Genomic DNA, 25356 nt, shown 5'->3' with positions numbered 1-25356 from the left:
AATATATCTTTATATAAATCATCAATGAAGGAGTGTGTCAGGTGCAAAATACCTGGAAGATTTACATTTTGGCAATTATCAGTTTTTTAGTGGGGACGTCTGAATATGTGATATCAGGGATGCTTGATAAAATTGCAGGTTCCTTGGGAGTTACTGTGGCAGCGGCAGGGCAGCTGATTACGATTTTTTCACTTGTTTATGCAATCGGAACGCCTGTCATGATGGCCCTTACAGCAAAACTGGATAGAAGGAAGCTTATGATCTATGCTCTTGGGCTGTTTGTTATCGGGAATATCATTTCTTTCCTTGTGCAGGGATTCGGCTTATTTGCGGGAGCGCGGGTGATCATGGCGCTTGGAGCAGGAACCGTGGTGGTCACCGCGCTTACGATCGCAGCAAAAATCGCTCCCCCGGGAAAACAGGCAAGTTCTCTCGCAACCGTCATTATGGGGTTTACGGCGGCGCTCATTATCGGTGTTCCGATCGGAAGAACCGTGTCTGAAGCTTTTGGGTGGAAGGTGGTTTTTGCCGGAATTGCGGCAATCGGAATCATTGCCATGCTTATTATACGTTTCGCGTTGCCTGAGATAAAAGGAGATAAACCGGTGCCGCTCATTCAGCAATTTTCTCTTTTGAAGAAACGAAAGGTGGCTGTCGGGCTGGCCATTACGTTTTTTTGGCTCGGAGGCTATTCGGTTGCGTATACGTACCTTTCTCCGTATTTACTGAACGTCACTCATATCGGCAGCGGAATACTGAGTACATTGCTGCTTATTTTCGGTGTTGCAAGTCTTGCCGGTTCTAAAGCAGGCGGTTTCAGCGCAGACAAATGGGGGGCGCGTATGACATTAACCGGCGGAATGGCGCTTCATGCTATCATGCTCATGTTATTGCCGTTTGTCACACATTCTGCTTTCGGAGCGGCGGCAGTGCTTATGTTTTGGTCCTTCGCCGCCTGGTCATCTGGGCCTGCTCAGCAGTATCATTTGGCAACGATGGAGCCTGAATCATCGGGTGTATTACTTGGCCTCAACCAGTCTGTGATGCAGCTGGCTATGGCGGCCGGGGCGGGCATCGGGGGCATTGTTGTCACTCATCTGTCTCTTGCATCAGTGACATGGATCGGATCAGCGGGTGTTGTCATCGCGATGTGCGGTGTGCTTTCGCTTGCGTCATTAACGTCTGAAAAAACCTCATCTGAATACAGTGCAGAATAAACAAAAGCCTCGTTTCTCAGCTTGAGAAACGAGGCTTTTTATCTTGTTATTTTGTATGTTTTTTCAAGTTTACGCCGATTGCGGCTCCGTTTCGGCTTGAGTCGGCGACTCCGGTGAAGGTGCCGTTTTCACGGTCGATCAGGATGCTTTGCACATTACCGATATCAACCGGGCTGCTGCCGAATTTATGCCCCATTTCGTTCAGTTTTGTGCGGGCTTCTTCCGGCACTCCTTTTTCATATCGATAGGATGTCATGCTGTTTGTGTAAATTCTCGGCTCTTCGACCGCCGCTTTCAGATCCATGCCGTACTCAACTTTGTTCAGGATCGTTTGCAGGACGGAAGAAATAATCGTTGCTCCGCCGGGGGAGCCGACAGTCAGGACAGGTTCGTTATTTTTGAATAAAATAGTCGGAGTCATGCTGCTGAGCGGACGTTTATTCGGCTGCACTTCATTTGCGCCGCCAGGCACCGCATCGAAGTCTGTTAACTCATTATTCAACACAACGCCGTATCCGGGAACCATAATGCCGGAACCGAACAGCTGTTCAATCGTTGTCGTATAAGATACGACATTGCCGAAGCGATCAGTTACCGTGAAGTGAGTCGTTTGGCCTTCTTGTTTGTCAGTCGGCTGCTCCACTTGTTTATAGTTTGCAGAACCTTCCTGATAGGCCCAAGGGTCGCCGGCTTTCGGTTTTTTATTGACTTTATCAATATCTATCAGCTGTCTGCGGGCATTGATATAATCTGGATTCAAGAGGCCTTTGAGAGGGACGTTGACGAATTCTGGATCCCCGGCAAATGCGGCGCGGTCAGCATAAGCCAAATGCATCGTTTCTGCGAGAAGCTGATATTTTTGCCAAGAACGGATATCATATTGAGAAAGCTTAAAATCATCCAGGAGGTTCAGCATTTGCAACAGGAAAACACCGCCCGAGCTTGGAGGAGGAGCAGTTGCGATATGATAGCCCTGGTAATCTCCCCAGATCGGTTCGTCAATCGTCACATTGAAGTTTTTAATATCTTTTTCTGTCATTGAGCCGCCGAATTCCTGCACTGTTTCCGCAAGCTTTTTGGAGAATGCTCCGTCATAGAATGCTTTTGTGCCTTTGTACTTAATAGCTGTAAATGTTTTGGCTAAGTCTTTTTGGATGAGTGTGTCTCCTTCTTTCAGAGGTTCTCCGTCCGGAAGAAACACGTCTTTTGCAGCAGTGTGTGATAATTTGTCTTTATAATCTGAGATGGCATCAGCTAAAACCGAATCGATCGGAAAGCCTTTTGAGGCAAGTTTAATGGAAGGGGTGATGAGTTGTTTCATGGAGCGTGTGCCCCATTTGTCGAGCGCTTTTTCAAGTCCTTTTAATGTTCCCGGAACACCGACTGCAGTCCCTTTCGTAACGCGTTCGGAGAAAGGGATGGCTTTGCCGTTTTCGTCAAGGAACATATCCGGTGTTGCGCCTGCCGGTGCGCGTTCCCGGCTGTCGATAATGGTGGTGTCTTTCGTCTTCGCATCATAAACCATCATAAATCCGCCGCCGCCGATTCCCGACATCATCGGTTCAGTTACGTTTAATGCGAATTGAATGGCAACCGCGGCGTCAATTGCATTGCCGCCTTTTTTCAGCACGTCTGCACCGATTTGCGAAGCGAGAGGATGGGCGGTGGCAACCATGCCGTCTTTGCCGACATCTACCTGTTTGTAGTCGTCATAGGAAAACGGGTGTTTCTTAGCCTGAGCGTGATAAGGGATGCTTCCGGCCGCGAGCAACGTACTGAGCAGAACGATAAAACAGAGATTCATAAACTTTTTCTTTTTCATAGTCTGCCTCCTTTGTTTTCCGCTTACAATTATAGAGTAAGTAAAATGTGCTGTTTTCACAAGTGACAAACGGAATAGTCCGGTGCGTAAAAAGCCGGAGTTTCTGTGTGAATGTAATCAGTCGCAAATAGGCTAAATGGGAAACCGGACTGAAAAAGCTGTGAAACAAGCATAAAGACAAAAAATAAGCTACAATAAACAAAACAGAATTCACTCACATGACATATGAAAGGAACGTGAGCCATGTATTTAACGATCAAAGAGACAGCTGAGTTTACCAGTCTTCCTGAAGAATATGTGCACAATCTTGTTTTGACGAATAAAATAAGGGCCGTCCATGACGGGCAGCAATATTTAATCAACAAGGAACAATTTCAAACCCATCTCGAACAGCTGGAAAAATATAAGGAAATGATTCAAGAGTTTTTAAATGAGCCGCTTCCTGAAGACATTGATGTAAAAGATGAAGACTAGGACACAATTTCATATTGTGTCTTTTTTTTCATTTTTTTCGGTTGCTCACAAAAAAACGGATGCTCAGATTTCCTTTTAAGGACGTTGTTTTCATTTTTTAATGCCTTGGGTCTCTATTTGTTTAAAAGCTTGTCACCGGGCTTAAAATGATGTTTTTGAGGAATTTATTGAAACTGCGTATCTGATTCACCTTATGTAACACTATGTATATTATGTTACATAAGACCCTTTATCCTTTATCATTCAACGGGTTTCGTCTATAATAGTAACATAAAGCTCAATATGTTACTTTACTATTATAAGGGGTTTTTTGATGCATATCGTACAGCCGATCCGAAGTTTGGAGAAGATCCAGGAAGTCAAACAGTATTTAATGAAGAAAAGTGATCGTGATTATTTTTTATTTATTTTCGGCATGAACAGCGCACTGCGGATTTCAGATGTTCTGCCGCTTCGCGTGAGGGATGTAAGGAACAAAGACCACGTGTGGGCAACCGAAAGCAAAACGAGAAAGAAAAGAAAAATTCTGATACTGGAGTCTTTAAAGGCCGACATATACGCTTATACAAAAGACATGAAAGAAGATGACTATTTGTTTAAATCGAAACGGACGAATAAGCCCATATCCCGGATTCAGGCATACAGAATATTAAAGGAAGCGGCTGCCGCTTGCGGATTGGAGGAAATCGGGACGCATACGCTTAGAAAGACGTTCGGGTATCATTTTTATCAGAGGACAAAAGACATTGCTGAACTGCAGAGGATTTTGAATCATTCTTCTCCGTCTATTACAATGCGTTATATCGGAATAGATGAAGATACGACGAGAGCCGCCTATAAAGTGTTCGGAGGGCTGTAGACTTGAAAAAAACGGCCGCCAGCGTTACTATAATAGAAGCAGGCTCTAGTAGCACAGCGGATAGTGCAGCAGTTTCCTAAACTGCAGGTCGGGAGTTCGAATCTCTCCTAGAGCGTTTTTTGTATAAGATAGGCGCAGATTAATAATGTCGGCAAAACAGAAAAACCCTTGTGTAACAAGGGTTTTTGTCGTTTTTTTAAGTTTTTTATTTGTGTAAGAACCCGCTGAAAAACGATGTGATTTTATTTTTTTTTGCACAAATTTTGCACATTTTTAAACAGATGTTTTCACGTCAGGCATTTTTTCAAACAGATCAAGGGTGTTTCGTGTATCTTCTTCACGGAGTTCTTTAATTATATGTGAATAATAATTAAGCGTGGTATCTATCTTGGCATGACCTAAACGCTCCGAGACATAATAAATTGAAATCTTTTTATAGAGCAACACACTGGCATGTGTATGTCTCAACCCATGTATCGAAATTGGTTCTATTTTCAAGTCTGTCAATGTCTTTTTCAATATTTTGTTGACAAATTCGTTAGTGATGACTTTTCTAGAACTGCGAGGACTATAAAATACAAGATTATGTATGTTATCAGGCATTTCGGAAAACAACTTTTTGAATAAATCCATTGTATTAGAATCCATTTTAATGGTCCTATTTGAAGACGCATTTTTTGTCTTAGCAAAACCCGTTCCTTTTTTATAATCCCAGGTTTTGTTGATTGTAATCTCATTTAATTCAAAGTTGAAATCCTCGAGTGTTAATCCCAACATTTCAGAAAACCGCATTCCTGAAGTGAGGGCCAGTATTAATAAATAATATCCGATAGACTGATCCTTGCGCACATATAATTCATTTAAAAGCTTTTGACTCTCAACATAATTCAAGTGTTTTTCTTCCGGGCGTTTTGATTCCACGCTTCCAATCAATTTTGCTTTCCTGGTAAAATCAAACGAAATAATCCCTTCTTCAATTGCCTCTTGTACACAAGCTCTAATGTGCGTATTTATTTTTCTAACAGTTTCTTTTGCGTGTTCAGATCCAAACTTATTTAAAAACTCTTGATATTCTCGTTTAGTGATGTCATTGATATATCTTCCTGCAAAATTCTCTGAAATTTCTCTAAGTGTAATATAGTAACCTTCACGAGTGATGGCACCAATATCAGCTCTATAAACATTTACCCAACTTTTAAAGTATTCATCAAAGAGGACTTTTTTTGTGCCCGGCGTTTTATATTTCCTCAATTTTTCTTCAACCTCTGCGGCAGCCACTTGAGCTTCCTTCTTAGTTTTAAATCCGCTTTTCCTGATGGGCTTGGGTTTAGCGCTAACGCAATACTGCCACGTTTTACCGCGTTTTAAGAAACTAGCCATTTCATTCACTCCTATAGGGGGAACTTTAATTCTCCAATAATAGGATAGCACTATCTTAATTTATTTAAAAGATTGTTCCAAATAAGGCTTTTCGTTTAGTTAACCATTGTAAAATAAGGTATAATAAGTATTAGAAGGAATAAATTATAACGTAAAAAATCAAAAAATTCTAAATCTTATCGCCATCGTTCGACAAAATTTTCTTTGTGATTATGTTAAATTTGAGGTGAAAAGGTGATCATATGGAAACAGTAGCAACTAGAGATATAAGGATTCATCTAAAAGAATTAATAAAATCCTCTGATGAAAAGCAGAATGTTATAGCTGCTAAAATCGGGATTAGCGAAGGCTATTTAAGTAAGTTTCTTAGCGGAAAAGAAATTAATTTTTGGATGGTTCGAGAGATCATAAGGTATGTTGATCCAGAAAATGAAACTGCATTGATGGAACAGCACTGCTTAACTGGAGTGAAAAAGAAAAATTATGCTTCTGCTTTGGAATATTGCTACACTAAGCAATTATATTCTGTTATAGAGGCATTGATAAGCGCCCAGATTGAAAGGGATGGCAAATACGATCTATGGTCTAATATTTATAGATTTATTCTTAATTCAAGATTCTCTTTTGGGAATATTGAGTATACCGAAGGATTAAAGAAGTTTAGTCCTTCTTGTGACGAAATGAGAACGTTGTTGAGTATACTAGAAATGTATGGGTACTTTTATAATGGCAGATATGAGATCACTCTATACCATATTCGATCCATTCGAAGTCTTATTAAAAATCTATCAGATCCATTTTTGAAAATCGCATTTACTGCTCGTATAGAAGAAGTCTTAGTGAATATATATTTAAAACAAAACAACGATGTTAATAAGGCGAGAGAGGCGGCATTCTCTCTCCTTGAAAAAGACCTCAGTATCAATTTGAATATGACAGCTTTGTACATATTGGCATTGTCTTATATGAATGAATCATATTGCCATTCTTATAGGTACTATTTGAGGTGTTTGAACTTACTTGCAAATTTCCCTGATCGCAGTGAGGAAATGGTCCAGAATAAAGAGGAAATAGCCATATTACAATATTATTGGAACAAAGAAATTTCAAAGGAGTTTCAAGTGACTGAATTCGCAAAGGCTTTAGGAAGATCCGAGCCATTAAACTCTTTCTATTCGGATTCCTTTTATAAAAAATATGCTCTTCTTTTTGATGGGAAAAGAGAAGAAAACGCTGAAAAATTATTGCTATCCCTTTATTATTTTTCTCAACAGCAAGATCAATTTAGAGCAACTCTTCCTAAAATTGACTTGATAAAATTAGGATTTAATTTTAATATTTAGAAGTGGGAGGTGTTGCAGATGAGAAAAATGTCATTGACCTTAGTTTTAGCGTTCGGTATACTGACTACTGCTTTTGTGGGTGTTTCGTTAAACCATTCTGAAGCAGGCGGAAGTTTTCAAACGACTGAGATAAGAGTAGGCATGTAGTATATCTGACTCCCGAAAAGTACATAAAAAAACACAAAGACGCTGCCGTGACTGGCAACGTCTTTCGTACTTTTCGGGGATATTTCCTGTTTTCCGGAAAAACGAAAATAGGAAATTCCTGAAAAAGTATTTATTTTAAAATTGTTATTAAATATAATAGGAACAAACGTTCTATTTCGAGAGGGGAAACACATCATGCATATTACATTCGAGAACATCATCGGGAATCTAAAAAAGGAAATTGAAAAGGAGAAAAATGTGGACACAAAAAAACTTAAAGTTGGTTAATTTAAATCTTTCAAATGTCGTTCTTTTAATTCCCTTAATTCCTTTAAATAATTTATAACCATTTGCAATTCTTCTTCTGTTATCTTACTTCCGTTATCGTGGACAATGTTTAGTTTCTTGAGATCATCTATTGTTATACTCTTCTGTGAAAGAAGTTGCTTCTCTGGTTCTGAATACTTTTCTAGGCTCTCTTCATCAAAAAATAAGTATGATTTGTGAACGCCTAAATAGTCAGCGATTTTTTCTATTACTTGTATTGATGGCTGTTGTAAATTTCTTTCTATTCTTGAAAGGTAGCTGTGTGTAATTCCCACAGCTTCGGCAACTTCATCTAATGTTTTTTTCTTTTCCTTACGAATACGCCGAATCGCTTCTCCCATTTTCATATTTCCCATAATAACACCTGCTCTTTTGAAAAATTAACCTTATTCCTCATAGGTAATTATACCATATCGTGTACCTCACGAGAAAATTCTTTTAAAAAGCACTTGTGTAAAAAAAATCGCTATGTTAAGATCGAATTGTTCCTTTCAGGTACAAAAAGGATGTGTTAAAACAAATGTTCGATCTGAAAGAGTTTGGACGTCTGCTCCAAAAAATCAGAAAAAAGCGGAAAATGTCTCAAATCGAATTCGCTCAATTCTTAGGGTACACAGCTTCATACATCTCAAGAGTTGAGAGAGGGAAAGCGAATCTTTCTATGCAGGCGATTGAAAAGGTCACGAAGAAACTTAATATTAAAATCCGATTTTTTTTTGAATAATAATGGTACTGACAGGAACAAAATGAAAGTGAGTAAAATTTTTAAAAAACATGAGAGGAGAAACTTATGGAACAACTTCTTGATGTTAGCCTGTCAATTCCGATCCCTGCTGACAAAATTCTCATCAGCAAGGTGGAACTTCAGGAACTAAGAGAACAATCGTTATCCGGGGTCTATTGGAACATGAAAGACCTTGAGAAAAAGACAGCGCGCAAAAGCGAGTGGATTAAAGAAAACATTTTATACCCAAGTCGGTTCCGCAAATTTTTAGATTCAGCAAACGGGGGTTTTGTATTTTATCCGCAAGCTAAAGGGCAAAACTGGAGCTTTCAAGCTTCTAAAATGGCTGCCTTTTTAGATAAACACTTTGCTGAGATTTTCAACAAATAACGGAAAGGAGAATACATGTGATTTTAGAAAGCCGCATCCGGCTACATAATCAAATTCACGTAGTTATAAGTGAGTCTGTTAATACTCATGAAAGGGCTATTGCCGAACTAAAAGCTCAAGGCGGCGCCTGCATATCTGATCAATGTCAGCAAAACACCCTCGGCTCTGTAATTGTAAACGGCAAACGGTCTGTATGGCCTTTGACGAAGGCGGAAGGAGTTGATCCTATTGTCTGAGGTTAAATGGATCAAGTTAAGTACCAAGATGTTCGAGGATGAAAAAATCAAGCTCATTGAGCAAATGCCAGAGTCAGACACGATCCTAATTATTTGGGTTAAACTCCTTGCTCAAGCCGGTAAGACCAATGCATCAGGTTACATTTACCTGAATCAAAATATTCCGTATACAGATGAGATGCTGGCAACTATTTTCAACAGGCCTTTGCCAATCGTTAGAATGGCTCTCAACACCTTTCAACAATTTGGGATGATTGAAGTTGACGAAAATAAATTTATTTCCATCGCAAATTGGGAGAAACATCAGAACGTAGAAGGTATGGATAGGGTAAGGAAATTAGCTGCTGAAAGAAACAGACAATACAGGGAACGAAAGAAGCAATTGCAACTTTCTGCACCAGAAAAAGAGAGTGACGTTAGCGTGACGTCACGTGACGGTACAGATATAGATAAAGAATTAGATAAAGAAAAAGAATTAAAAGATATATTGTCGGGTAAACCCGACGACGCATCTTCTTCCAAAAACGAAAAGGACGAGATTCCTTACAAACTGATCATTGATTTACTGAACAAAGTAGCGGGCAAACGATACCGACCTACTACACCAAAAACAAAAAAAGACATCAAGGCACGCTGGAACGAAGGTTTTCGCTTTGAAGATTTTAAACATGTCATTCTAGTAAAAACTGAGGAATGGCTCAATGATCCTGCTATGAATAGATTTTTGCGCCCTGAAACATTGTTCGGGACAAAATTTGAATCTTACCTAAACCAAAAAGGAGGCTTATCACATGGAGGACTTCACAAGGGAGCGAGCAGCCGCGGTCAAGGGCGAAATATCTCGGAGGATGACATTCCATACTGATGAGCACGGCAACCCTGTTTACTGCGACAAACACACACGGATAATCGGCGGAGAAGAAAAACCGTATCCAGTTCAGCTCATGGAACTTCGGGACGGCTCTGTAAAGTGTCCTATGTGCGAACGGGAACAGCGCAATAAGGAGATTGAGCATGAAACCGAGGAATGGCGCCGCCGGATGGATCAAAAGGTTTTATCTATGTATTCATTAATCGCTGATCCAACACTCAAAGAAGCGACATTCTCAACATTCCAAAGTTATAACCATGAAGACGAGCGGAACAAGCGCCGGATGATGGAGCTTGTTAATCAAGTGAAGGCAGGAGCCGTCATGAATATCTTCTTAACGGGTGAATCTAACGCAGGAAAAAGCCATCTTGCTATGTCAGCCATTAAAGAGCTGAACAAGAGGGACGCCGAAGGATACGCTAAATCAGCGTTGTTTGTAAACAGTGACGCCCTTATGAGACGAATAAAGAATTCGTTCAAGGATAGTTCAGAGAAGCTTACGGAAGCTTTCGCGATCGAACTTCTGACACGGGTTGATTACCTTGTCATCGACGATCTGGGGGCTGAGGTGGGCGACACAGACAACGAAAACAGGGCGGCAAATGATTTTATTCATCGCGTATGGTACGGCGTCTCTACGGGGCGACAAGGCAAATTCACGATCGTTACAACTAATCTATCCGGCGTGGCTCTCACTAAACTTTATGACAAGAAAGTCGTAAGCCGGCTCACGGCACACTTGGAAACAGTCAAATTCGAAGAGAAGCAGAAGGAAAGAAAAGGCCGTACTGCGCCCGCCCTGTCCTTTTAAGGAGGTGAAAACAGTTGATACAGGCAATCATGCCCGGCGTGCTGCAGATCGTCCCTGAACGCAAATTAACGGATGACCAGCGCAAAAAAGAAATAGACGAGCTTATCAAGGTTCTTGATCAAAAAATAGCAGATTACCAGAACTTTAGGGGGAATGCAGTGTGAAACGAGGCAAATCTCCGACGCGTGCGCAAAAGGCAATCATTAAGGCAAACGGCCTGACCATTGAGAACTGGCTTGTCTTGGAGCACTTGCAGCACGAGCACCGTCTCATACTGGTTCACCGCTATATGAATTACAAAAGGGAGTGTTTAGCATGAGTCAGGCAGTCAATGCCGAACGGTTTGAACTAGCTTTAGAAAATATGAATTATGAATGGTCAATGGTCCAGCTGAAAAAGGTCGTTCAATACTGGCATGATGGGAAATCAATTCTTGATATGTCGGAATTATTAAACAGGGATTCGGATGAAATCATTTTGTTGGTCATGGATTTTGCAAGAAAAAACATCCTGCCGGCCCGTAAGAACGGTTTACGCGCTAACAAAAGAATTAGAATATCCGAGAAAACGATGAAAGAGAAAATGATTCGGCTGCGCTATTTGTTTGAAGAAGGCCCGGTGTATATCCCATTTCAGGAGCTAAACTTCATGTTTTATGACAGCGAAATCAGGCGTTTCCGGGAGCTATGGGCGGCAAATGAGTCTTATCTGAACATAGCAAAAGAGCTGAAACGGAATGAAGACGAAACATTATTTCTTATCATCGACCAAGCAAAAAAAGACCTCATAGAGCCTCGGGAATCCGGCTTGCTAGGAAAGGAAGCGTTAGAAGATGAACGCAACAAACAAAAGCTTCCATTTTGAAAAAGCAACCGTCCAGCAACTTATGGTCATCGTGCGTTATGAAGACTGTACCCCGGAGGTGCGGAACGCGGCTTTACAAATGCTGATTATGAAGGGAGTGGCAGACGTTGGGACAGGCAGAACGAAAGCATTTAATGGAATGGCTTTTGCTTATCGGTTCTTATGGCAGAGATTTTTTAAACCGCCAGACAGATGAAGAGCTTGAGCGCTTATATAATCTTCAAATCAAAGGCATGAATAAAGAATAGGAGGACAGCACCATGACAGAAAACAAAAACTTGCGTCGGCACGGAGAAGTTACAACGCGGGTGATGAGCAAAGAGGAACGCCTTGAGTATATAAAAAAACACCCAATCATTCCGACGGAAAAACCAAAGGCTGGTATGCAGCTCTTCCCGTCAAACTATTGGATGTAAGGACGGCCGCTAAAGCAACCGCCACCGTATGGTAAATAAAAACTCGACACTTTTATTATACCATACGGAGGCTTTGAACATGCAGCCAAAACATATATCACTCAATCAAAATACAAGTGTTTCTCAATTTATTGAGCCTGGAAAGGTGTCCGTCATCGTGTTAGACGGCAACCAAAACGCCGCGTATGTCGTTGAGGCACCCGAACACGGTAAAACAATCATTCAAACAATAAAAGGCGGCCTGGCTCGTTGTGATTACGAGATCGGCCATAAATTCAAATAGCAGGGGTTTCCCCTGCGGGGGAGGAACGGACATGGATAAATTACAGGAAATTATAAGCGACTTGTCATTGTGGCATTTAGCTTCAAAAGAGGAATTGAAGCCACTCGATATAAATGCAGGACCTTGCTACATCATCGAGCAGAGTTATGTCAAAGACATAATGATCGGCTACATGAGAAAACAGCAGGCAATCATTGAGGAACACCAACGCCAGCAGGAAGTCACGGTCATTCAGTTTCGGCAGGCTCAAGAAGAGATTCAGCGGCTTAAATACGAGAATGACAATTTCAGAAGGTTGCTTGCTACATTCACCGATGAAGAGGACGACCCTTTCGGAGTGGTAAGCAAGGCCTTAAACGGTCAGTTTCCTGCTGAATGGGAGGGGGATGCGGAATGAATAACATAAAAATCCGGTATGTGTTCCGACATAAGGAAACAGGCAATGTCGAATTGAAAACATACTTTATCAGTCAGCTTGAAGAACGCCCGGCGCGCAAACTGTCTCCCGTCTTTTGTGAAGAGTTCGGTTACGAGTTGATCAGCCGCGATTTATATACCGGCACGAAGGACAAAAACGGCAAAGAGATTTATGAAGGCGATATTGATTTGACAGACCATGAACCAATGATTGTTGTCTTTAAAGATGGCCGGTTTGGTCTTAAATTCCTCGATAATCATGCTTATTTTGATGATTGTATAGATTGGGAAGAATGCGAGATCAGCGGCAATGTATATCAAAATCCGGAATTGTTAGGCGGTGCGGCGGTATGAAGACAAAAAAAGTAACGATTCCCGCCCACGATACCAATGGTTTCCTGATCGGGTTCAAGGAAGTCAATGCACTTTGGGAATGCCCTACTTGTGGCGGGGAAATGGGAAATCCTCAGCTCACGCAGCACGCTGAAGACGGATTCTTTGGACAGGTTCATATTTGGAAAAATCCCTGCGGACATGTAGCTCATTATAAAAATCTTCAGATTGTAGGTGACGCGGAATGAGCGAATTATCCCAAGAACAAACTTGTCCGTATTGCTATTGCACAGAAGAAGCATCCTTTTCTAACTGGGATTCAGACAGCGACGGGATCGTAACATGTACGAGTTGCTACAAAGAATATTATTCAATGCCCCAATATCGCTTTGAGGGTTGGCAGGTTGAAAAAATATGCGAAGAATGCGGTCATGAAAAAAGTGAATGCCATTGCGAGGGGGAAGAAAAATGATGCCATTACAAGTAGAACTACAACGGAACGTGAAGGCCACGAAGGACGAAGCAATGACCGTCGAGCAGGCGGCCGAGCTTTTAAAGGTTCACCCGGACTACATTCCGACGCTGGTCGCTCGGTCTGACGATCTGAAAATGATCGGCGATACCATTATCGCTAAACGGGATAAAACAAATATCTGGCTTATATTATTGATTGTAATAGGTGTTTTTTTTGTTATAGCTATTATGCCTTATTGGATTACAGGGTAAATTTAAGGTGTTGATTAATTATGAAAATTTTAGAAGAATGAGGTATAATGTGATTACTAAGTCCTAGATTAAAAGGAGTATTATTTTGGATAGCTTTAAATATACCTTATTTGATGTAGATCGATTTTGGAGAGGTTTTAATGATTATAAAAAGCTCAAAGTAGACAACAGAGAACATGATTTTTTTCAACTGTTTCGCAACGAAATTCCAGCATCTATTGAAAAAGCCTTAAAGGAAAGGCAATTCAAAAATCTAGACCATATCAGCATAAAAGCCTCTACAGGTACTGGTAGAATTTCAGATTCATTTTGGATTGCTTTTCTTGATGATCGTTTAACAACTAAAGGGAATAGAGTATCAACACAAGTAGGGATTTATATTGTTATTTTGTTTTCAGAAGACGGTCAAAACTTTTATTTGAGCATTGCCACAGGCACTGAAAAATTCAGTCTATCAAAAATTAGAGAACAAGCTAAACAAGGTAGAGAATTTTTTGCAAAACAAATTCAATTGAATGATGAGTTATTAGGTTTTAATACAAATGAATTTTATTTGGGTAAATCTGAGAGGCCCAAAAAGTATGCTGCCAGTGCTCTTATTAACAAGAAATATAATTTATTCACATTTGATGAAAATCAAATGCTAAATGATTTAGTGGCATTAAATAATCTATTTTATGATTATGTTTATGAGTTCTATTTAACAGAAGTCGAAGCTCTAATTGGTGAATCAAAATCAACAAAAAAGAAGCTGCCTAGAAGAGTAATTAACGTAGATAAATATAAACAACTTCGTCGAGAAAAAGAAATTGAAAATGAAATCACTGGGAAAATTGCCGAAGAGTTTGTTTATAATTATGAAAAAGAGTATTTAAGAACGTCAGGAAAAAGTGATCTGGCTAAGATGGTTGACTGGGTTTCTAGCAGAGAAGATGGACATGGCTATGATATTAAATCTTATTTTCCTGATGGCACAGAGAAGTTTATCGAGGTTAAAGGAACCAAATTCAAAAATAAGAACTGCACTTTTTATTTGTCAGAACGAGAAAGACTTGTTGCTGAAGAATTTGGAGATAAATATGTTTTAGTACTAGTCGAAAATGTTGGAGATATTAATAAAATTGAAGTAGGAATAGAACTAAGGAATCCACTTCGAAAAATTCAATTGAAACCATTAAATTACCTAGGATCTGTGCAATTATGATGAGTTTTTTTAGGAGGAACTTAATAATTCCATTGAAGATTCTGGGGATTTTTACTGGATTACTTCTGCTAGTTTCGATTATATGTTCGTTTTTAGATAGTCTTGGCCTTAAAAGTATAAGTGCTGATGTTTATGTTATAGGATCAAACCTAATAGTTTGGATATCGATTTTAATAGTCCATAAATCTGCGTTTTCCTCAAAGAAAAAACCAAACAACTTAGAGGAATGGTTGGACAATCCTATTTGTGAAGGTGAAGGATTTTTAACTGATCTGAAAAAATTAGATGTTAAAGATTTAATAACAAATCTGGAAAGGTTACAAGTAGCTCTACTAGTGTATTGTAATTTTGAGTTAGCAAAATTAAGAATGTTAGGTGGATATATTAAAACCAGGAGTACAGAAGGCAGCTATGAAATCTTACTCCGAACTATCCTGACAATATTATCTGGACCTATATTTTTATTTGTTATCAGAAACCCAGCTATTGTTGACGCTCTAAAAGTAAATCAATCTGGGGCGAATGAAGTTGTTATGGACATAACAACAATCATAACAATTTTTACTATGTTTATCTTTTTTGTGTCTATAGCTGTAATTGGGTTTTATTCTAATAACAAGCGAAACAAACTTTTAGAGGAATTGATACAAGCAGCAATTGAAAATTTAAAGGACCATAAATCCAATTAAAAATCCAAGACGGAAAGCCTGCGGATACTGAACTTACAGCTTTAGCGCTGTTTGTTTGGTGTCTGTTTTTTATTTCATGATTATTTAGATGTGAATCAGATACCTATGATGGAAATGAAAAAAAAAGGTTTATCAATGATCTGAATCGCTATGCTGATTCCAGCAAGCGGAACTATATAGGAACATTTGAATCAGCAAAATTTTACGTGAAGTAATCAAAAAACAATATGTCCAAGACGGAGAGCCTGCGGACACTGATCATTGCACAGAATCACTGTGCTCTGGTTGGTGTCCGTTTTTATTTGAATGGAGGTTAAAAAATGAAAACAATGCAACGGGCGTGTGAAGAACTGGGGGAAAACCTAAGAAAATTCGGAACGTGTTTACCCAAACCTAAGTCGATTATTAATAAAGAATGTTGTTTAAAGCCATCTGAAAAATCGCAGAAGCTCAGCAAGCGCGATTTAGAAGACCTAATGGGGGTAAACAGACCGACCTACAAAAGAGGCCGTGGCGGAGCTTTTAGACAGAAATAATAACGGGAGGGATTTTGATGAATCAAATGACACTGAACATACCTCAAATTGACGAAGAAGCAACGAAAACGAAGACAGAAGAGCTGCTCGAAAAATATCGCATGTACTTGCTACAAGTGCCGGAAGATTTTTTGCCGAAAGTGACCGCAACATATAGCCTTGTCCCTCCCAGCTTTTCGAATGAATTTCATTCCTCCACAGAAGACGCAGCAATAAAACGCATGGATTGGGAGATTGAAAGGGAACGGTTTTTAAAGAGAATGCAAAGAGCGGTTAACCGACTTTCTCAAAAGGAGCGGCAAATTCTTGTCATGCTCTACATGCAGAATGAAGAGATGTATGATTATGAAGTCTATGCAGAAATGAGAATCAGCCAGCGCAGCTACTACCGGACGAAAGCAAAAGCATTTTACCGGTTGGCCTTTGCCCTTCGCGCGGAAGTCTATAAGGATGGGGGCGCGTCGTAATGAATTTTGTTCAACCTATAAGGGATTTAGATCAGATTTATTATATTAAAAAGTACCTGAAAGAACGGAGCGAACGGAATCACCTTCTTTTTGTGGCCGGAATTAATTCAGGTCTGCGTATATCAGACTTGCGGCTTTTAAGGGTTAGGGACGTGAAGCGCATGTATATCGACCTGCGAGAGCAAAAGACCAGTAAACAAAAGCGAATCAAAATCAATAAAGCATTAAGGAAGGCTTTTGCCGGTTATATCAAGGACAAGGACGATCAAGAATTCTTATTCAAAAGCCGCGAAGGACTAAATAAACCGATAAGCCGCAGTATGGCATATAATATTTTAAGGGAAGCGGCTGATTATGTTGGTCTTGATGGTATCGGGACCCATACAATGAGAAAAACCTTCGGATACTGGCACTATAAGAAATTTAAAGACGTTGCCTTGCTGCAGGAGATATTTAATCATTCAAGTCCTGACATTACGCTCAGATACATTGGAATTACTCAAGACACCATGGATCAAACAATGGATGCATTCAGCTTATAAGCTCATCTGTTTAAAAAACAGACGGGCTTTTTTTATGCCTTTTCCTATGAATAAACCATATTGAGAAAATGTCAAACTCATTTTAGAGAAATGAATTAAACATAGTGATGGCAAAGGATTCAGCGATTCGGGGAATTGGACACAATATAAGTTATGATTAATTGGAAAATGTTATAATTGATTTTTAGAGGGGGTAAACATGTGGATGATTTAATTTTTTGGCAACCATTTATAACTTCTGTAGGAACTTTACTTTCTGCAGGCTTGGGCGGGTTTTTAGCACACTTCTTTTTTTTAAGGAGAGAGAGCTCTGCTTCTAAAAGGAATACATATGAAAAACTATATTCGCCTATTCTTTATAAGATCTTTAGTTTTTATGAATACAATTCTTTATTTAGACGTGATATTTCAGTGGAACAAATTTATAAACATTGGTTAGAAGATATATACTTCCATACAAGAAATAATTTGAAATATGCGACGCCTAAAATACTTTCAATCTGTGAGTCAATAGAAAGCTTGAAATTTATAGAGGACGGAAAAGGAACATTGAAAGAAGAAAGATTGCTTGAATTAGTTGAAGAACTGTTAAATTCAGTTTTAAAACTTAAGATAATAGATGATGATGAAAGTAAAAGAGTACTAGAAAGATATAGAGCATTTTATTTTATATGGCGCATTCTGGCAACTCGCTATGGTCCAAGTACGGAAATAATGGATAGATTAAGATTAACTTTTGTATTAGAAAATATGGGGATTAAACCTAAAAGGTATAAAAAAGCCTATAGGTTTTATTCAGAGACTCATCACAATATTGGTTGGGACGAGGTTACGGGTATTACTCTTAAAAAGATAGGGATTAAGAAAGGAGATCGCGATACTATTCTGAATAGCGTTAAGAAAGATCGTAGTTGTTGTTAGCCAATTAGAGTTAAGAATTTAAGAATAGTATCTAGAATGAGAAAAATGGCACGATTATGGCACGATAACGGCACACCATTTTGTTTTAGATAAGGTATTATGGTAATAGGTAATAAACAGGCAGGCGCTTTCCCATATGGGAAGGCGCTTTTTATATGGTGGGAGGTGCGAGCGGTGGCGAAGGGAAAACCGTCTAAGGATGATCTTATCTGGAATAAAGAATTAGGCATTTATATTCTCCTGAAAAATAAATGATGCTGAGAGCGGCTTCCGATGGAGGTCGCTTTTTATGTTCTCTGTAAACTGCGTCCGGTAATTCTCAGGGAAAACAATCAGCGTGAATCGGCTTGAGTGCGGGGGGCAGTTTAGAAAGAATATGAAGGAGGATAAGCATGAGTGTCATAAAGGGATTGACGCATTTCGCATTCAGTCCACTGAAAGAGTGTACTAAGCCACCGTTGGGTGTAATGCCCAATTGGTTGCATAACGAACGCAGAGCAGAAGATTTAAAGGCGGCTATTAATAGATGCATTGACGCAAACTGCGAGATTCCCACTGAATGGATTGAGGAATACAATTTGTTGATTAGTTCGATTAGAGCTGAAGGGGTGAATGAGTAATGAAAAATATATTGAGAAACAAGGTCTATGAGCAAGCGCGTTATGCTTTAGAAGAGAAAATACCTACTCTTGAAGAATCAATTAAAGGCATAGATCAAAGAATTGAACGGCTAAAAAAGCAAAAGGAACGTCTTTGTGAAATGTTAGATGAAGACAAGGGCTTTGTAGAAGAGGCTATTGAAAAATTTGATTTTGTTAAACAATTCTTTTTAGGTGAACGGGGTCTCGATTGTGGCTATCTGCTGTTTTTGAATAAAGAATTCCTAGCCGATAAGGATGGATATTCATACCAAGATGCGATCAAAAAAAGAGATGAGGATAGACATGAAATGCCGGTTAATGATGCTGTAGCCGAAACACTTTATTGTGATGATCAAAAATTCACAACTATACATTTTCCTCATGGGGGCATTCAATCATGAAGAAAGCTTTAAAGCCCTGCAATGAACCCGGCTGTCCTAGCCTGACGCGAGAGGGCTACTGTGAACAGCACAGGCGAACCAAGCCGGCCTATGATCAACACCGGGAGTCTGCTGCCAAACGGGGGTATAACAGCAAGTGGAGGCAGGCGCGCGCTGGCTACCTGTCCAAGCATCCGTTATGTGCTGCCTGCTTGATGCAAGGCAGAAGAACCCCGGCGACAGTTGTCGATCATATCGTTCCGCATAAAGGAGACATGAAACTATTCTGGGATTCAAGTAAATGGCAGCCCCTATGTGCCCCGTGCCATGGCCGGAAGACAGCGAAGGAGGATGGAGGATTTGGGAACAGAACATCAAACGTGCGTGTGTGATCAATGTATGACCAGACTGCTTATCAAAGGATGTTCAAAGATCAGGAAGCACGACAACGGAATCAAAGAGCATTATATCAAGTGTCCACGCTGCAAGGCTGAGTATACATCCTTCTATACAAACGAGGACATCAGACGAATGCAGCACAGAATAAGAAAGATGTTTGCTCTTCGTCGTAACATGAAAAAGGAATCAGCTGTCGATCTATATTCAAAGAAAATAGAAGCAGCACAAACAAAAATACAAGCAGCCATGAGCCAGCTGAAGAAGGAGATGGAGACCCCCCATCCTTAAATCCCTAGAGGACGTTTGCCGGAGACCGCGCTCCCCTCCCCATTTTGATAAATTCCCTAAATGAAAATTCGGAAGGAGGTGAGGGAATGGCTAGACCGCGGCAACCTGTTGACTTGCTACTGGTGAAAGGCAAGAAAAATTTGACAAAGCAAGAGATTGAGGAGCGTCGAGCACAGGAAGTAAAGGCACCAAACGACAAAGTAAAAGCTCCATCATATTTGCCAAAAGACTTAAAAAGAGAGTTTAAAAAGATAGCGGATGAGCTAAAAAACATCGGAATTATGACTAATTTAGATGTGGACGCGCTTGTCCGTTTTTTGTTTGCTCAAAAACAATACTTGGAAATGACCGAAGTCTTACTCGAAACGCCCATTACTGCATTAGTTGAGGATGATGACGGAAATAAATTTGAAGTAGCGAACAAGACATACAGTGATTTGCTTATCAATCAAGACAAGCTGTTCAAACAATGCCGGCAAGCTTCTAGTGATTTAGGGCTGACCATTTCCTCTCGCTGTAAACTTGTTATCCCGAAAAAAGATGATGGGAAACCGAAGTCAAAAGAGGAAGAACGGTTCGGGGGCCGCATGTAATGCAAGAGATTACAGCCGAAATTCTCATTGAGCGGGTTTGGTCATATGCTGAGAAAATTCGCTCCGGAGAAATTAAGGCAGGCAAAAAGCAAAAATGGGCTGTAGAGCGATTTTTTAGAGATGTTGACCGGCTCGCAGAAGATGACTGCCCTTATTACTTTGATGCTGAAGCTGTGGTGGATTTTTATGAATGGTCGCGGCAATTTAATCATGTCGAAGGTATACTTGCAGGGCAGCCGATTGAATTAACAGACTTTCAGCTTTTTATTGCGGCCAACATATACGGATTCTATAAAAAAGAAAATGGCGCCCGCCGGTTTCGGAAAGCTTATATCCAGCTGGCCCGTAAAAATGCGAAATCGCAATTTTTAGCTTTAATCGCGTCGTATGAGATTTTCCCGACACAAGAAAAACACCGGGTATTTATCGCAGGCTGGTCCCGTGAACAATCAGATGAAGTATACCAGGCAATTCTTGAGCAGCTGCATCACGCGCCGATACTCAAAGGGAAATATACCTCTGCTAACGGCCGCGTGAAAAAATATAAAACAAACTCTATTATCCAGCCTCTTTCCCGTGAGGCCCGGAAGCTCGGGGATGGTAAAAACCCATCATTGGGAATTGTGGATGAATACCACGCACATGAAACAAGTGAGATTTATGACGTCCTGGACAGCGGGATGGTCGCCCGGCGCAGCCCGTTAATAGCTGTTATTACGACAGCGGGTTTCATCATGGAGCGGCCATGCTTTAAGGAATATCAATATACAAGCAAAATTCTTGATCCAGACATTGACACGGAGAATGATGATTATTTTGTCATGATCTGTGAGCTTGATCCAGAGGACGATATAAAAGATGAATCAAACTGGATTAAGGCTAACCCGATTGTGGCAACGTACCCCGAGGGGATGGAGTCATTACGTTCTGCTTTAAAAGTGGCTCTTGAAGTGCCTGAAAAGATGCGCAGTTTCCTAACCAAAAATATGAACCGATGGGTTGACCAGAAGGACAATGGTTATATGAATATGACAAAATGGCGCGCTTGCAGCGGGGAAATTCCTGATCTGCAAGGACTGCCCGTTTATCTGGGCCTTGATTTATCAATGACAACAGACTTAACCTCCGTAGGGTATGTGGCCGTGCAAGATGGCTTTTTCTATGTCGGTCAACATTCCTTTATGCCTGAAGCCCGAGCCAAAGAAAAAATGGCCACGGATAAAGTGCCATATGATTTGTGGAGAGAGATGGGGTTTATCACTTATACGTCTGGCGAAGCAGTTGACTATCAATTAGTCGAACAGTGGATCATTGAATTTATCCATAAAAACCGTTTTCGGCCACAAGAGACCGCGTATGACAAGTGGAATGCTCTTCACTTAGCTCAGCGGCTTGAATCAAAAGGACATACAATGGTGGAACTGCCGCAGAGAATCAATCATCTGTCATTACCTACAAAAAGCTTCCGAGAGAAGGTGTATGAAGGGAAAGTTGTACATGGGAATGATCCGGTTTTATCATGGGCGGTTAATAACGCAATTATGAAAATGGACCCGCAAGAAAATATCATGCTGGATAAAGCAAAATCACCGCAGAGAATTGACCCTATTGCGGCTGTTATAAATGCTTACGCCAGAGCGATGTATCACGACACAAACCATAGAGTAGATTTAAATAATCACTTCGGCTCTGGGAATTTCAGTTTTTAGGATGTGAGAAGTATGAAAAAGATTAGTGTCTTTTTTGCTGCCTTGTTTAACCCTAGAGTTTTTAAAAAAGGGTTTTCTTTTTTCTTATTGATATTAAATGATCTGCTGTTTATGGCGGGAGCCGCCTTTATCCTGACAGCTGTCTATAGATGGAGCACCAACATCGGTCTGATTCTGACGGGTGTCTTTTTAATGTTTTATGCATACCTCATATCAAAGAAAGCGAGGTGATATAAATGCTGCTTGAACGAATGTTTGAGAAACGTTCTGGCTCGTCAGATCATGAAGATGGTTTTAACAACATTTTATTAAACATGTTCGGCGGCCGGAAAACAGCAAGCGGCGAAAGAGTGAGTGAAAGCAACTCACTTGTGCAGCCGGACATATTTGCATGTGTCAATGTATTGTCGGATGACATTGCGAAACTGCCGATTCACACATATAAAAGAACGGACGGCGGCATAGAGCGGAAACCCGAGCACATGTCCGCGCATGCTGTTTATGCTCGGCCGAATCCTTACATGACAGCCTTCACGTGGAAAAAGCTCATGATGACTCATGTTCTGACTTGGGGGAATGCATATTCCTATATTCAATTCGGATCACATGGTTACCCGGAAGCGCTTTTCCCCTTACGCCCTGATTATACGAATGCTTACGTTCATCCAACAACAGGCATGTTGTGGTATCAAACTGTGTTAAACGGGAAAGCCATTGAATTATATGACTACGAGGTACTGCATTTTAAAGGGCTTTCGACAGACGGAATACATGGTAAATCACCTATTGGCGTTGTGCGGGAGCATATTGGGGCGCAAGCGGCTGCCACAAAATATAACGCCAAACTGTACAAGAATGAGGCAACTCCTCGGGGGATATTGAAAGTTCCGGCGTTCCTGGATGAAAAACCAAAAGAGAACGTGCGCAAAGAGTGGAAACGGGTGAATCAAGGTGAAAACATCGCCATTATAGATAACGGACTGGAATATCAATCCATTTCCATGCCTCTGCAAGAAGCTCAATTTGTTGAGTCTATGAAGTTTAACAAAGCACAGATTTCCATGATTTATAAAGTGCCGTTGCATAAGCTGAACGAATTAGATAAAGCGACATTTTCAAATATTGAGCATCAGTCCATTGAATATGTCAGAAACACGCTGCAACCGTGGATTGTGAATTTTGAACAAGAACTAAACGTTAAATTGTTCTTAGATCACGATCAGAAAAGCGGCCATTACGTGAAATTCAATATAGACAGCGAGCTGCGCGGCGACAGTAAGACGCAAGCGGAGTATTTGAAAACACTTCATGAAACAGGAGTGCTGAATAAAGACGAAATCAGAGAATTACTTGAGCGCAACCCTATTGAAAACGGCGACAAATATATCTCCAGCTTAAACTATGTGTTCCTCGATTTTGTGGAAGAATATCAGCGGCTTAAAGCTGGAGGCGCCATGAAGGGGGGTGACAACAAGAATGAAGGATAAAGAGGTTCGGCATTTGACGACGCCGATTGAGCTGCGTTCCGAAGGTGAGGGGCAAAGTGAATATATCGAAGGGTACGCTCTCAAATTCGAAAAATGGTCAGAACGCTTGGGCTGGTTTAAAGAGATAATCAGCAGAACAGCTCTTGACTCAGCTGACATGTCTAACGTCATCGCCCTTTTTAACCATCAGCAAGATTTTCCCTTGGCGAGAAATACCGTTTCCGGGGATACTGGCCGCCTTGAATTAGAAACAGATGGGATAGGCCTCAAATTCCGATTCAAGCCCTCAGACACGTCATATGCGCGTGATTTAATGGAGAATGTCCGGAGCGGTGTGATCAATCAATGCTCTTTTGCTTTTTCACTTGATTATGGGGATGTTGAGGCAGATGAATGGCGTATCAATGAAGATGAGGACATTTACGAGCGACGAATCAATAAAATCAATCGCATTTTCGATATTTCACTCGTCACTACGCCTGCTTACAGCGATACTGAGGCGGTTGTGGGTGCCCGCAGTTTAGAAAAGGTTGAGCAGCTGAAAGAAAGACGTAATTCATCAGATGAAGCGTTAAAAGTGGAATTGGAACTATTAGGCCTTGTACTCCCAGAGTAAGGTCTTTTTTAGTGCAGAAAACAAGGAGGAAATGATTTTATGCCAATGCAAATGAGCAAAAAAGAAATCGCATTAAGACAACAGTTTACTGAAAAGAAGCAGCAAGCAGACAAGGCGCTGCAGGAGGGCAATACCGATGAAGCGCGTGCATTGCTTGATGAAGTGAAACAGCTTAAAAATCAAATCGAATTGATGACCGAAGGACGTTCACTTGATGTCCCGGATTTACCGGGCGGTGTAAACTTTGTGCCCGAGCAAGAGCGCAACCCAGAGGGGCAGCGTTCACAAGGTCAAGGAAATGAGGAAAGGCAACAGCAATACAGCAAAGCTTTCCTTAAAGGATTGAGAGGCAAAAGACTTACCGACGAAGAGCGTGACCTTCTGGATAGTCCAGAATTTAGAGCGATGTCCGGTATAAATGATGAAGATGGCGGAATTTTGATCCCAGAGGATATTGGAAGGCAAATCCATGAATTTAAACGTCAGTTTGAGCCATTGGAACAATATGTAACCGTTGAACCTGTCACAACTCGATCTGGAACTCGTTTACTTGAGAAAAATGCTGATATGGTGCCGTTTTCACCTGTAGAGGAATTGGGGAATTTACCTGAGATTGATCAGCCTAGATTCACAAAAGTATCCTACTCAATCATAGATTATGGTGGCATCATGACTCTATCTAATTCAATGTTGAATGACTCTGACCAAGCGATCATGAAATATGTAGCAAAATGGTTCGCAAAGAAATCAGTTGTTACCCGTAACAATTTGATTTTGGCTGCAATTGCATCATTGAAAAAAGTAGATATTGATGGTTTGGATGGTATTAAAAAAGCATTAAATGTCACGCTTGATCCGATGGTGGCGCCGGGTTCTATCGTGCTGACAAACCAAGACGGATATGACTGGTTAGACACGCTTAAAGATGGAACAGGCAGATACCTATTACAGCCAGACCCAACCAATCCTACAAAGAAGTTGCTTGATGGACGACCTGTCGTGCCTTTTACTAACAGAGTATTAAAAACTCAAAAAGGTAAAGCTCCACTCATCATCGGGAATTTAAAAGAAGCGATTGTTCTGTTTGATCGTGAACAACAGTCAATTGCATCCACAGACACAGGGGCAGGAGCATTTGAAACAAATTCAACAAAAGTCAGAGGGATTGAACGAGAAGATGTCCGTAAATGGGATGAGGATGCTGTAGTATTCGGACAAATCACTGTTGAATAAGGAGAGATAAT

Annotated in this window: 37 protein-coding genes and 1 tRNA gene; 35 read left to right on the top strand and 3 right to left on the bottom strand. The window is 40.6% G+C overall.

The window, feature by feature from the left end:
• Nucleotides 1–41: 41 nt before the first annotated feature.
• Nucleotides 42–1217, top strand: coding sequence for an MFS transporter (locus NYE28_RS10960; RefSeq protein ID WP_063095091.1), 1176 nt, complete (start codon nucleotides 42–44; stop codon nucleotides 1215–1217).
• A 46-nt stretch (nucleotides 1218–1263) separates the two neighbouring features.
• On the opposite strand, the gene ggt is transcribed toward NYE28_RS10960, so the two are convergent.
• Nucleotides 1264–3039, bottom strand: a complete 1776-nt coding sequence (gene ggt / locus NYE28_RS10955; protein WP_060562920.1) for a gamma-glutamyltransferase — start codon at nucleotides 3037–3039, stop codon at nucleotides 1264–1266.
• A gap of 243 nt (nucleotides 3040–3282) precedes the next feature.
• Here ggt and NYE28_RS10950 point away from each other — a divergent pair, with 243 nt between their 5' ends.
• From NYE28_RS10950 to NYE28_RS10940, 3 genes are all read left to right on the top strand, one after another.
• Nucleotides 3283–3513: an excisionase family DNA-binding protein gene (locus tag NYE28_RS10950; protein WP_003153848.1), complete on the top strand. Its 231-nt coding sequence runs from the start codon at nucleotides 3283–3285 to the stop codon at nucleotides 3511–3513.
• Nucleotides 3514–3826: 313 nt separating this feature from the next.
• On the top strand, nucleotides 3827–4372 hold the full coding sequence (locus tag NYE28_RS10945) for a site-specific integrase (protein WP_003153850.1): 546 nt from the start codon (nucleotides 3827–3829) through the stop codon (nucleotides 4370–4372).
• Between the two features lie 42 nt (nucleotides 4373–4414).
• Nucleotides 4415–4487, top strand: a tRNA-Arg gene (locus NYE28_RS10940).
• Between the two features lie 158 nt (nucleotides 4488–4645).
• On the opposite strand, the gene NYE28_RS10935 is transcribed toward NYE28_RS10940, so the two are convergent.
• On the bottom strand, nucleotides 4646–5752 hold the full coding sequence (locus NYE28_RS10935; RefSeq protein WP_064115614.1) for a tyrosine-type recombinase/integrase: 1107 nt from the start codon (nucleotides 5750–5752) through the stop codon (nucleotides 4646–4648).
• A gap of 242 nt (nucleotides 5753–5994) precedes the next feature.
• Here NYE28_RS10935 and NYE28_RS10930 point away from each other — a divergent pair, with 242 nt between their 5' ends.
• A complete protein-coding gene (locus NYE28_RS10930; protein WP_208480348.1) occupies nucleotides 5995–7095 on the top strand; it encodes an AimR family lysis-lysogeny pheromone receptor in 1101 nt (366 codons plus the stop codon).
• A 431-nt stretch (nucleotides 7096–7526) separates the two neighbouring features.
• Here the strand turns inward: NYE28_RS10930 and NYE28_RS10925 are convergent, their stop codons facing one another.
• Complete coding sequence (locus tag NYE28_RS10925; protein ID WP_014305167.1) at nucleotides 7527–7925, bottom strand: helix-turn-helix transcriptional regulator; 399 nt, start codon at nucleotides 7923–7925, stop codon at nucleotides 7527–7529.
• A gap of 164 nt (nucleotides 7926–8089) precedes the next feature.
• Here NYE28_RS10925 and NYE28_RS10920 point away from each other — a divergent pair, with 164 nt between their 5' ends.
• The 30 genes from NYE28_RS10920 to NYE28_RS10775 all read left to right on the top strand — a co-directional run bounded on the left by NYE28_RS10920 (nucleotide 8090) and on the right by NYE28_RS10775 (nucleotide 25345).
• The gene (locus NYE28_RS10920; protein ID WP_061046702.1) at nucleotides 8090–8293 is read left to right on the top strand and encodes a helix-turn-helix transcriptional regulator; all 204 of its coding nucleotides are present in this window, start codon (nucleotides 8090–8092) and stop codon (nucleotides 8291–8293) included.
• Nucleotides 8294–8359: 66 nt separating this feature from the next.
• Entirely contained in the window at nucleotides 8360–8683 is a 324-nt protein-coding gene (locus NYE28_RS10915; RefSeq protein WP_014305165.1) for a DUF771 domain-containing protein, read from the top strand.
• A 17-nt stretch (nucleotides 8684–8700) separates the two neighbouring features.
• The gene (locus NYE28_RS10910; RefSeq protein ID WP_061046703.1) at nucleotides 8701–8919 is read left to right on the top strand and encodes a hypothetical protein; all 219 of its coding nucleotides are present in this window, start codon (nucleotides 8701–8703) and stop codon (nucleotides 8917–8919) included.
• Nucleotides 8912–9784, top strand: a complete 873-nt coding sequence (locus tag NYE28_RS10905; protein WP_251248373.1) for a phage replisome organizer N-terminal domain-containing protein — start codon at nucleotides 8912–8914, stop codon at nucleotides 9782–9784. The genes NYE28_RS10910 and NYE28_RS10905 overlap by 8 nt, the downstream gene beginning before the upstream one ends.
• A complete protein-coding gene (locus NYE28_RS10900; protein WP_342490064.1) occupies nucleotides 9711–10601 on the top strand; it encodes an ATP-binding protein in 891 nt (296 codons plus the stop codon). The genes NYE28_RS10905 and NYE28_RS10900 overlap by 74 nt, the downstream gene beginning before the upstream one ends.
• A gap of 14 nt (nucleotides 10602–10615) precedes the next feature.
• On the top strand, nucleotides 10616–10765 hold the full coding sequence (locus tag NYE28_RS10895; protein WP_024085441.1) for a hypothetical protein: 150 nt from the start codon (nucleotides 10616–10618) through the stop codon (nucleotides 10763–10765).
• Entirely contained in the window at nucleotides 10762–10920 is a 159-nt protein-coding gene (locus NYE28_RS10890) for a hypothetical protein (protein WP_165458406.1), read from the top strand. The genes NYE28_RS10895 and NYE28_RS10890 overlap by 4 nt, the downstream gene beginning before the upstream one ends.
• Nucleotides 10917–11465 (top strand): hypothetical protein, encoded by a 549-nt coding sequence (locus NYE28_RS10885; protein WP_342490063.1) that lies wholly within the window; start codon nucleotides 10917–10919, stop codon nucleotides 11463–11465. The genes NYE28_RS10890 and NYE28_RS10885 overlap by 4 nt, the downstream gene beginning before the upstream one ends.
• Before the next feature lie 107 nt (nucleotides 11466–11572).
• On the top strand, nucleotides 11573–11713 hold the full coding sequence (locus NYE28_RS10880) for a BH0509 family protein (protein WP_015387918.1): 141 nt from the start codon (nucleotides 11573–11575) through the stop codon (nucleotides 11711–11713).
• Between the two features lie 12 nt (nucleotides 11714–11725).
• Nucleotides 11726–11881 carry a hypothetical protein gene (locus tag NYE28_RS10875; protein WP_342490062.1) on the top strand — a complete coding sequence of 52 codons (156 nt, stop codon included), beginning with the start codon at nucleotides 11726–11728 and terminating at the stop codon, nucleotides 11879–11881.
• 79 nt (nucleotides 11882–11960) lie between these two features.
• Nucleotides 11961–12164, top strand: coding sequence for an XtrA/YqaO family protein (locus NYE28_RS10870; protein ID WP_151280831.1), 204 nt, complete (start codon nucleotides 11961–11963; stop codon nucleotides 12162–12164).
• 31 nt (nucleotides 12165–12195) lie between these two features.
• Nucleotides 12196–12561, top strand: a complete 366-nt coding sequence (locus tag NYE28_RS10865) for a hypothetical protein (protein WP_332286656.1) — start codon at nucleotides 12196–12198, stop codon at nucleotides 12559–12561.
• Nucleotides 12558–12935: a YopX family protein gene (locus NYE28_RS10860; RefSeq protein ID WP_332286655.1), complete on the top strand. Its 378-nt coding sequence runs from the start codon at nucleotides 12558–12560 to the stop codon at nucleotides 12933–12935. Before NYE28_RS10865 ends, NYE28_RS10860 begins: the two co-directional genes overlap by 4 nt.
• Complete coding sequence (locus NYE28_RS10855) at nucleotides 12932–13162, top strand: hypothetical protein (protein ID WP_332286654.1); 231 nt, start codon at nucleotides 12932–12934, stop codon at nucleotides 13160–13162. The genes NYE28_RS10860 and NYE28_RS10855 overlap by 4 nt, the downstream gene beginning before the upstream one ends.
• A 220-nt stretch (nucleotides 13163–13382) precedes the next feature.
• Complete coding sequence (locus NYE28_RS10850) at nucleotides 13383–13640, top strand: hypothetical protein (RefSeq protein WP_342490061.1); 258 nt, start codon at nucleotides 13383–13385, stop codon at nucleotides 13638–13640.
• An 85-nt stretch (nucleotides 13641–13725) separates the two neighbouring features.
• Complete coding sequence (locus NYE28_RS10845) at nucleotides 13726–14844, top strand: DUF3578 domain-containing protein (RefSeq protein ID WP_061521145.1); 1119 nt, start codon at nucleotides 13726–13728, stop codon at nucleotides 14842–14844.
• Entirely contained in the window at nucleotides 14841–15533 is a 693-nt protein-coding gene (locus NYE28_RS10840) for a hypothetical protein (RefSeq protein WP_061521146.1), read from the top strand. Before NYE28_RS10845 ends, NYE28_RS10840 begins: the two co-directional genes overlap by 4 nt.
• Before the next feature lie 320 nt (nucleotides 15534–15853).
• Entirely contained in the window at nucleotides 15854–16069 is a 216-nt protein-coding gene (locus NYE28_RS10835) for a hypothetical protein (RefSeq protein ID WP_061521147.1), read from the top strand.
• Between the two features lie 17 nt (nucleotides 16070–16086).
• Nucleotides 16087–16536 carry an ArpU family phage packaging/lysis transcriptional regulator gene (locus NYE28_RS10830; RefSeq protein ID WP_061521148.1) on the top strand — a complete coding sequence of 150 codons (450 nt, stop codon included), beginning with the start codon at nucleotides 16087–16089 and terminating at the stop codon, nucleotides 16534–16536.
• Nucleotides 16536–17078, top strand: coding sequence for a site-specific integrase (locus NYE28_RS10825; protein ID WP_342490060.1), 543 nt, complete (start codon nucleotides 16536–16538; stop codon nucleotides 17076–17078). The genes NYE28_RS10830 and NYE28_RS10825 overlap by 1 nt, the downstream gene beginning before the upstream one ends.
• Before the next feature lie 201 nt (nucleotides 17079–17279).
• A complete protein-coding gene (locus NYE28_RS10820) occupies nucleotides 17280–17999 on the top strand; it encodes a hypothetical protein (RefSeq protein WP_342490059.1) in 720 nt (239 codons plus the stop codon).
• A gap of 619 nt (nucleotides 18000–18618) precedes the next feature.
• Nucleotides 18619–19041, top strand: a complete 423-nt coding sequence (locus NYE28_RS10815) for a hypothetical protein (RefSeq protein WP_048367370.1) — start codon at nucleotides 18619–18621, stop codon at nucleotides 19039–19041.
• Nucleotides 19038–19412, top strand: a complete 375-nt coding sequence (locus tag NYE28_RS10810) for an HNH endonuclease (RefSeq protein WP_342490058.1) — start codon at nucleotides 19038–19040, stop codon at nucleotides 19410–19412. The genes NYE28_RS10815 and NYE28_RS10810 overlap by 4 nt, the downstream gene beginning before the upstream one ends.
• Nucleotides 19372–19707 (top strand): transglycosylase, encoded by a 336-nt coding sequence (locus NYE28_RS10805; RefSeq protein ID WP_231878417.1) that lies wholly within the window; start codon nucleotides 19372–19374, stop codon nucleotides 19705–19707. Before NYE28_RS10810 ends, NYE28_RS10805 begins: the two co-directional genes overlap by 41 nt.
• A gap of 86 nt (nucleotides 19708–19793) precedes the next feature.
• Nucleotides 19794–20300 (top strand): phage terminase small subunit P27 family, encoded by a 507-nt coding sequence (locus NYE28_RS10800; RefSeq protein ID WP_342490057.1) that lies wholly within the window; start codon nucleotides 19794–19796, stop codon nucleotides 20298–20300.
• Nucleotides 20300–22009, top strand: coding sequence for a terminase TerL endonuclease subunit (locus NYE28_RS10795; RefSeq protein ID WP_342490056.1), 1710 nt, complete (start codon nucleotides 20300–20302; stop codon nucleotides 22007–22009). The genes NYE28_RS10800 and NYE28_RS10795 overlap by 1 nt, the downstream gene beginning before the upstream one ends.
• Before the next feature lie 12 nt (nucleotides 22010–22021).
• On the top strand, nucleotides 22022–22240 hold the full coding sequence (locus NYE28_RS10790) for a hypothetical protein (RefSeq protein WP_015968213.1): 219 nt from the start codon (nucleotides 22022–22024) through the stop codon (nucleotides 22238–22240).
• A gap of 5 nt (nucleotides 22241–22245) precedes the next feature.
• Nucleotides 22246–23496 carry a phage portal protein gene (locus NYE28_RS10785; RefSeq protein WP_046341289.1) on the top strand — a complete coding sequence of 417 codons (1251 nt, stop codon included), beginning with the start codon at nucleotides 22246–22248 and terminating at the stop codon, nucleotides 23494–23496.
• Entirely contained in the window at nucleotides 23486–24112 is a 627-nt protein-coding gene (locus tag NYE28_RS10780) for an HK97 family phage prohead protease (RefSeq protein WP_064107510.1), read from the top strand. The genes NYE28_RS10785 and NYE28_RS10780 overlap by 11 nt, the downstream gene beginning before the upstream one ends.
• A gap of 39 nt (nucleotides 24113–24151) precedes the next feature.
• Nucleotides 24152–25345 carry a phage major capsid protein gene (locus tag NYE28_RS10775; protein WP_039251281.1) on the top strand — a complete coding sequence of 398 codons (1194 nt, stop codon included), beginning with the start codon at nucleotides 24152–24154 and terminating at the stop codon, nucleotides 25343–25345.
• Nucleotides 25346–25356: the final 11 nt, after the last annotated feature.

The sequence above is a fragment of the Bacillus sp. FSL R5-0443 genome (assembly GCF_038608285.1).
GTDB classification, from domain to species: domain Bacteria; phylum Bacillota; class Bacilli; order Bacillales; family Bacillaceae; genus Bacillus; species Bacillus velezensis.
This window is presented reverse-complemented; position numbering and strand designations above follow the sequence as displayed.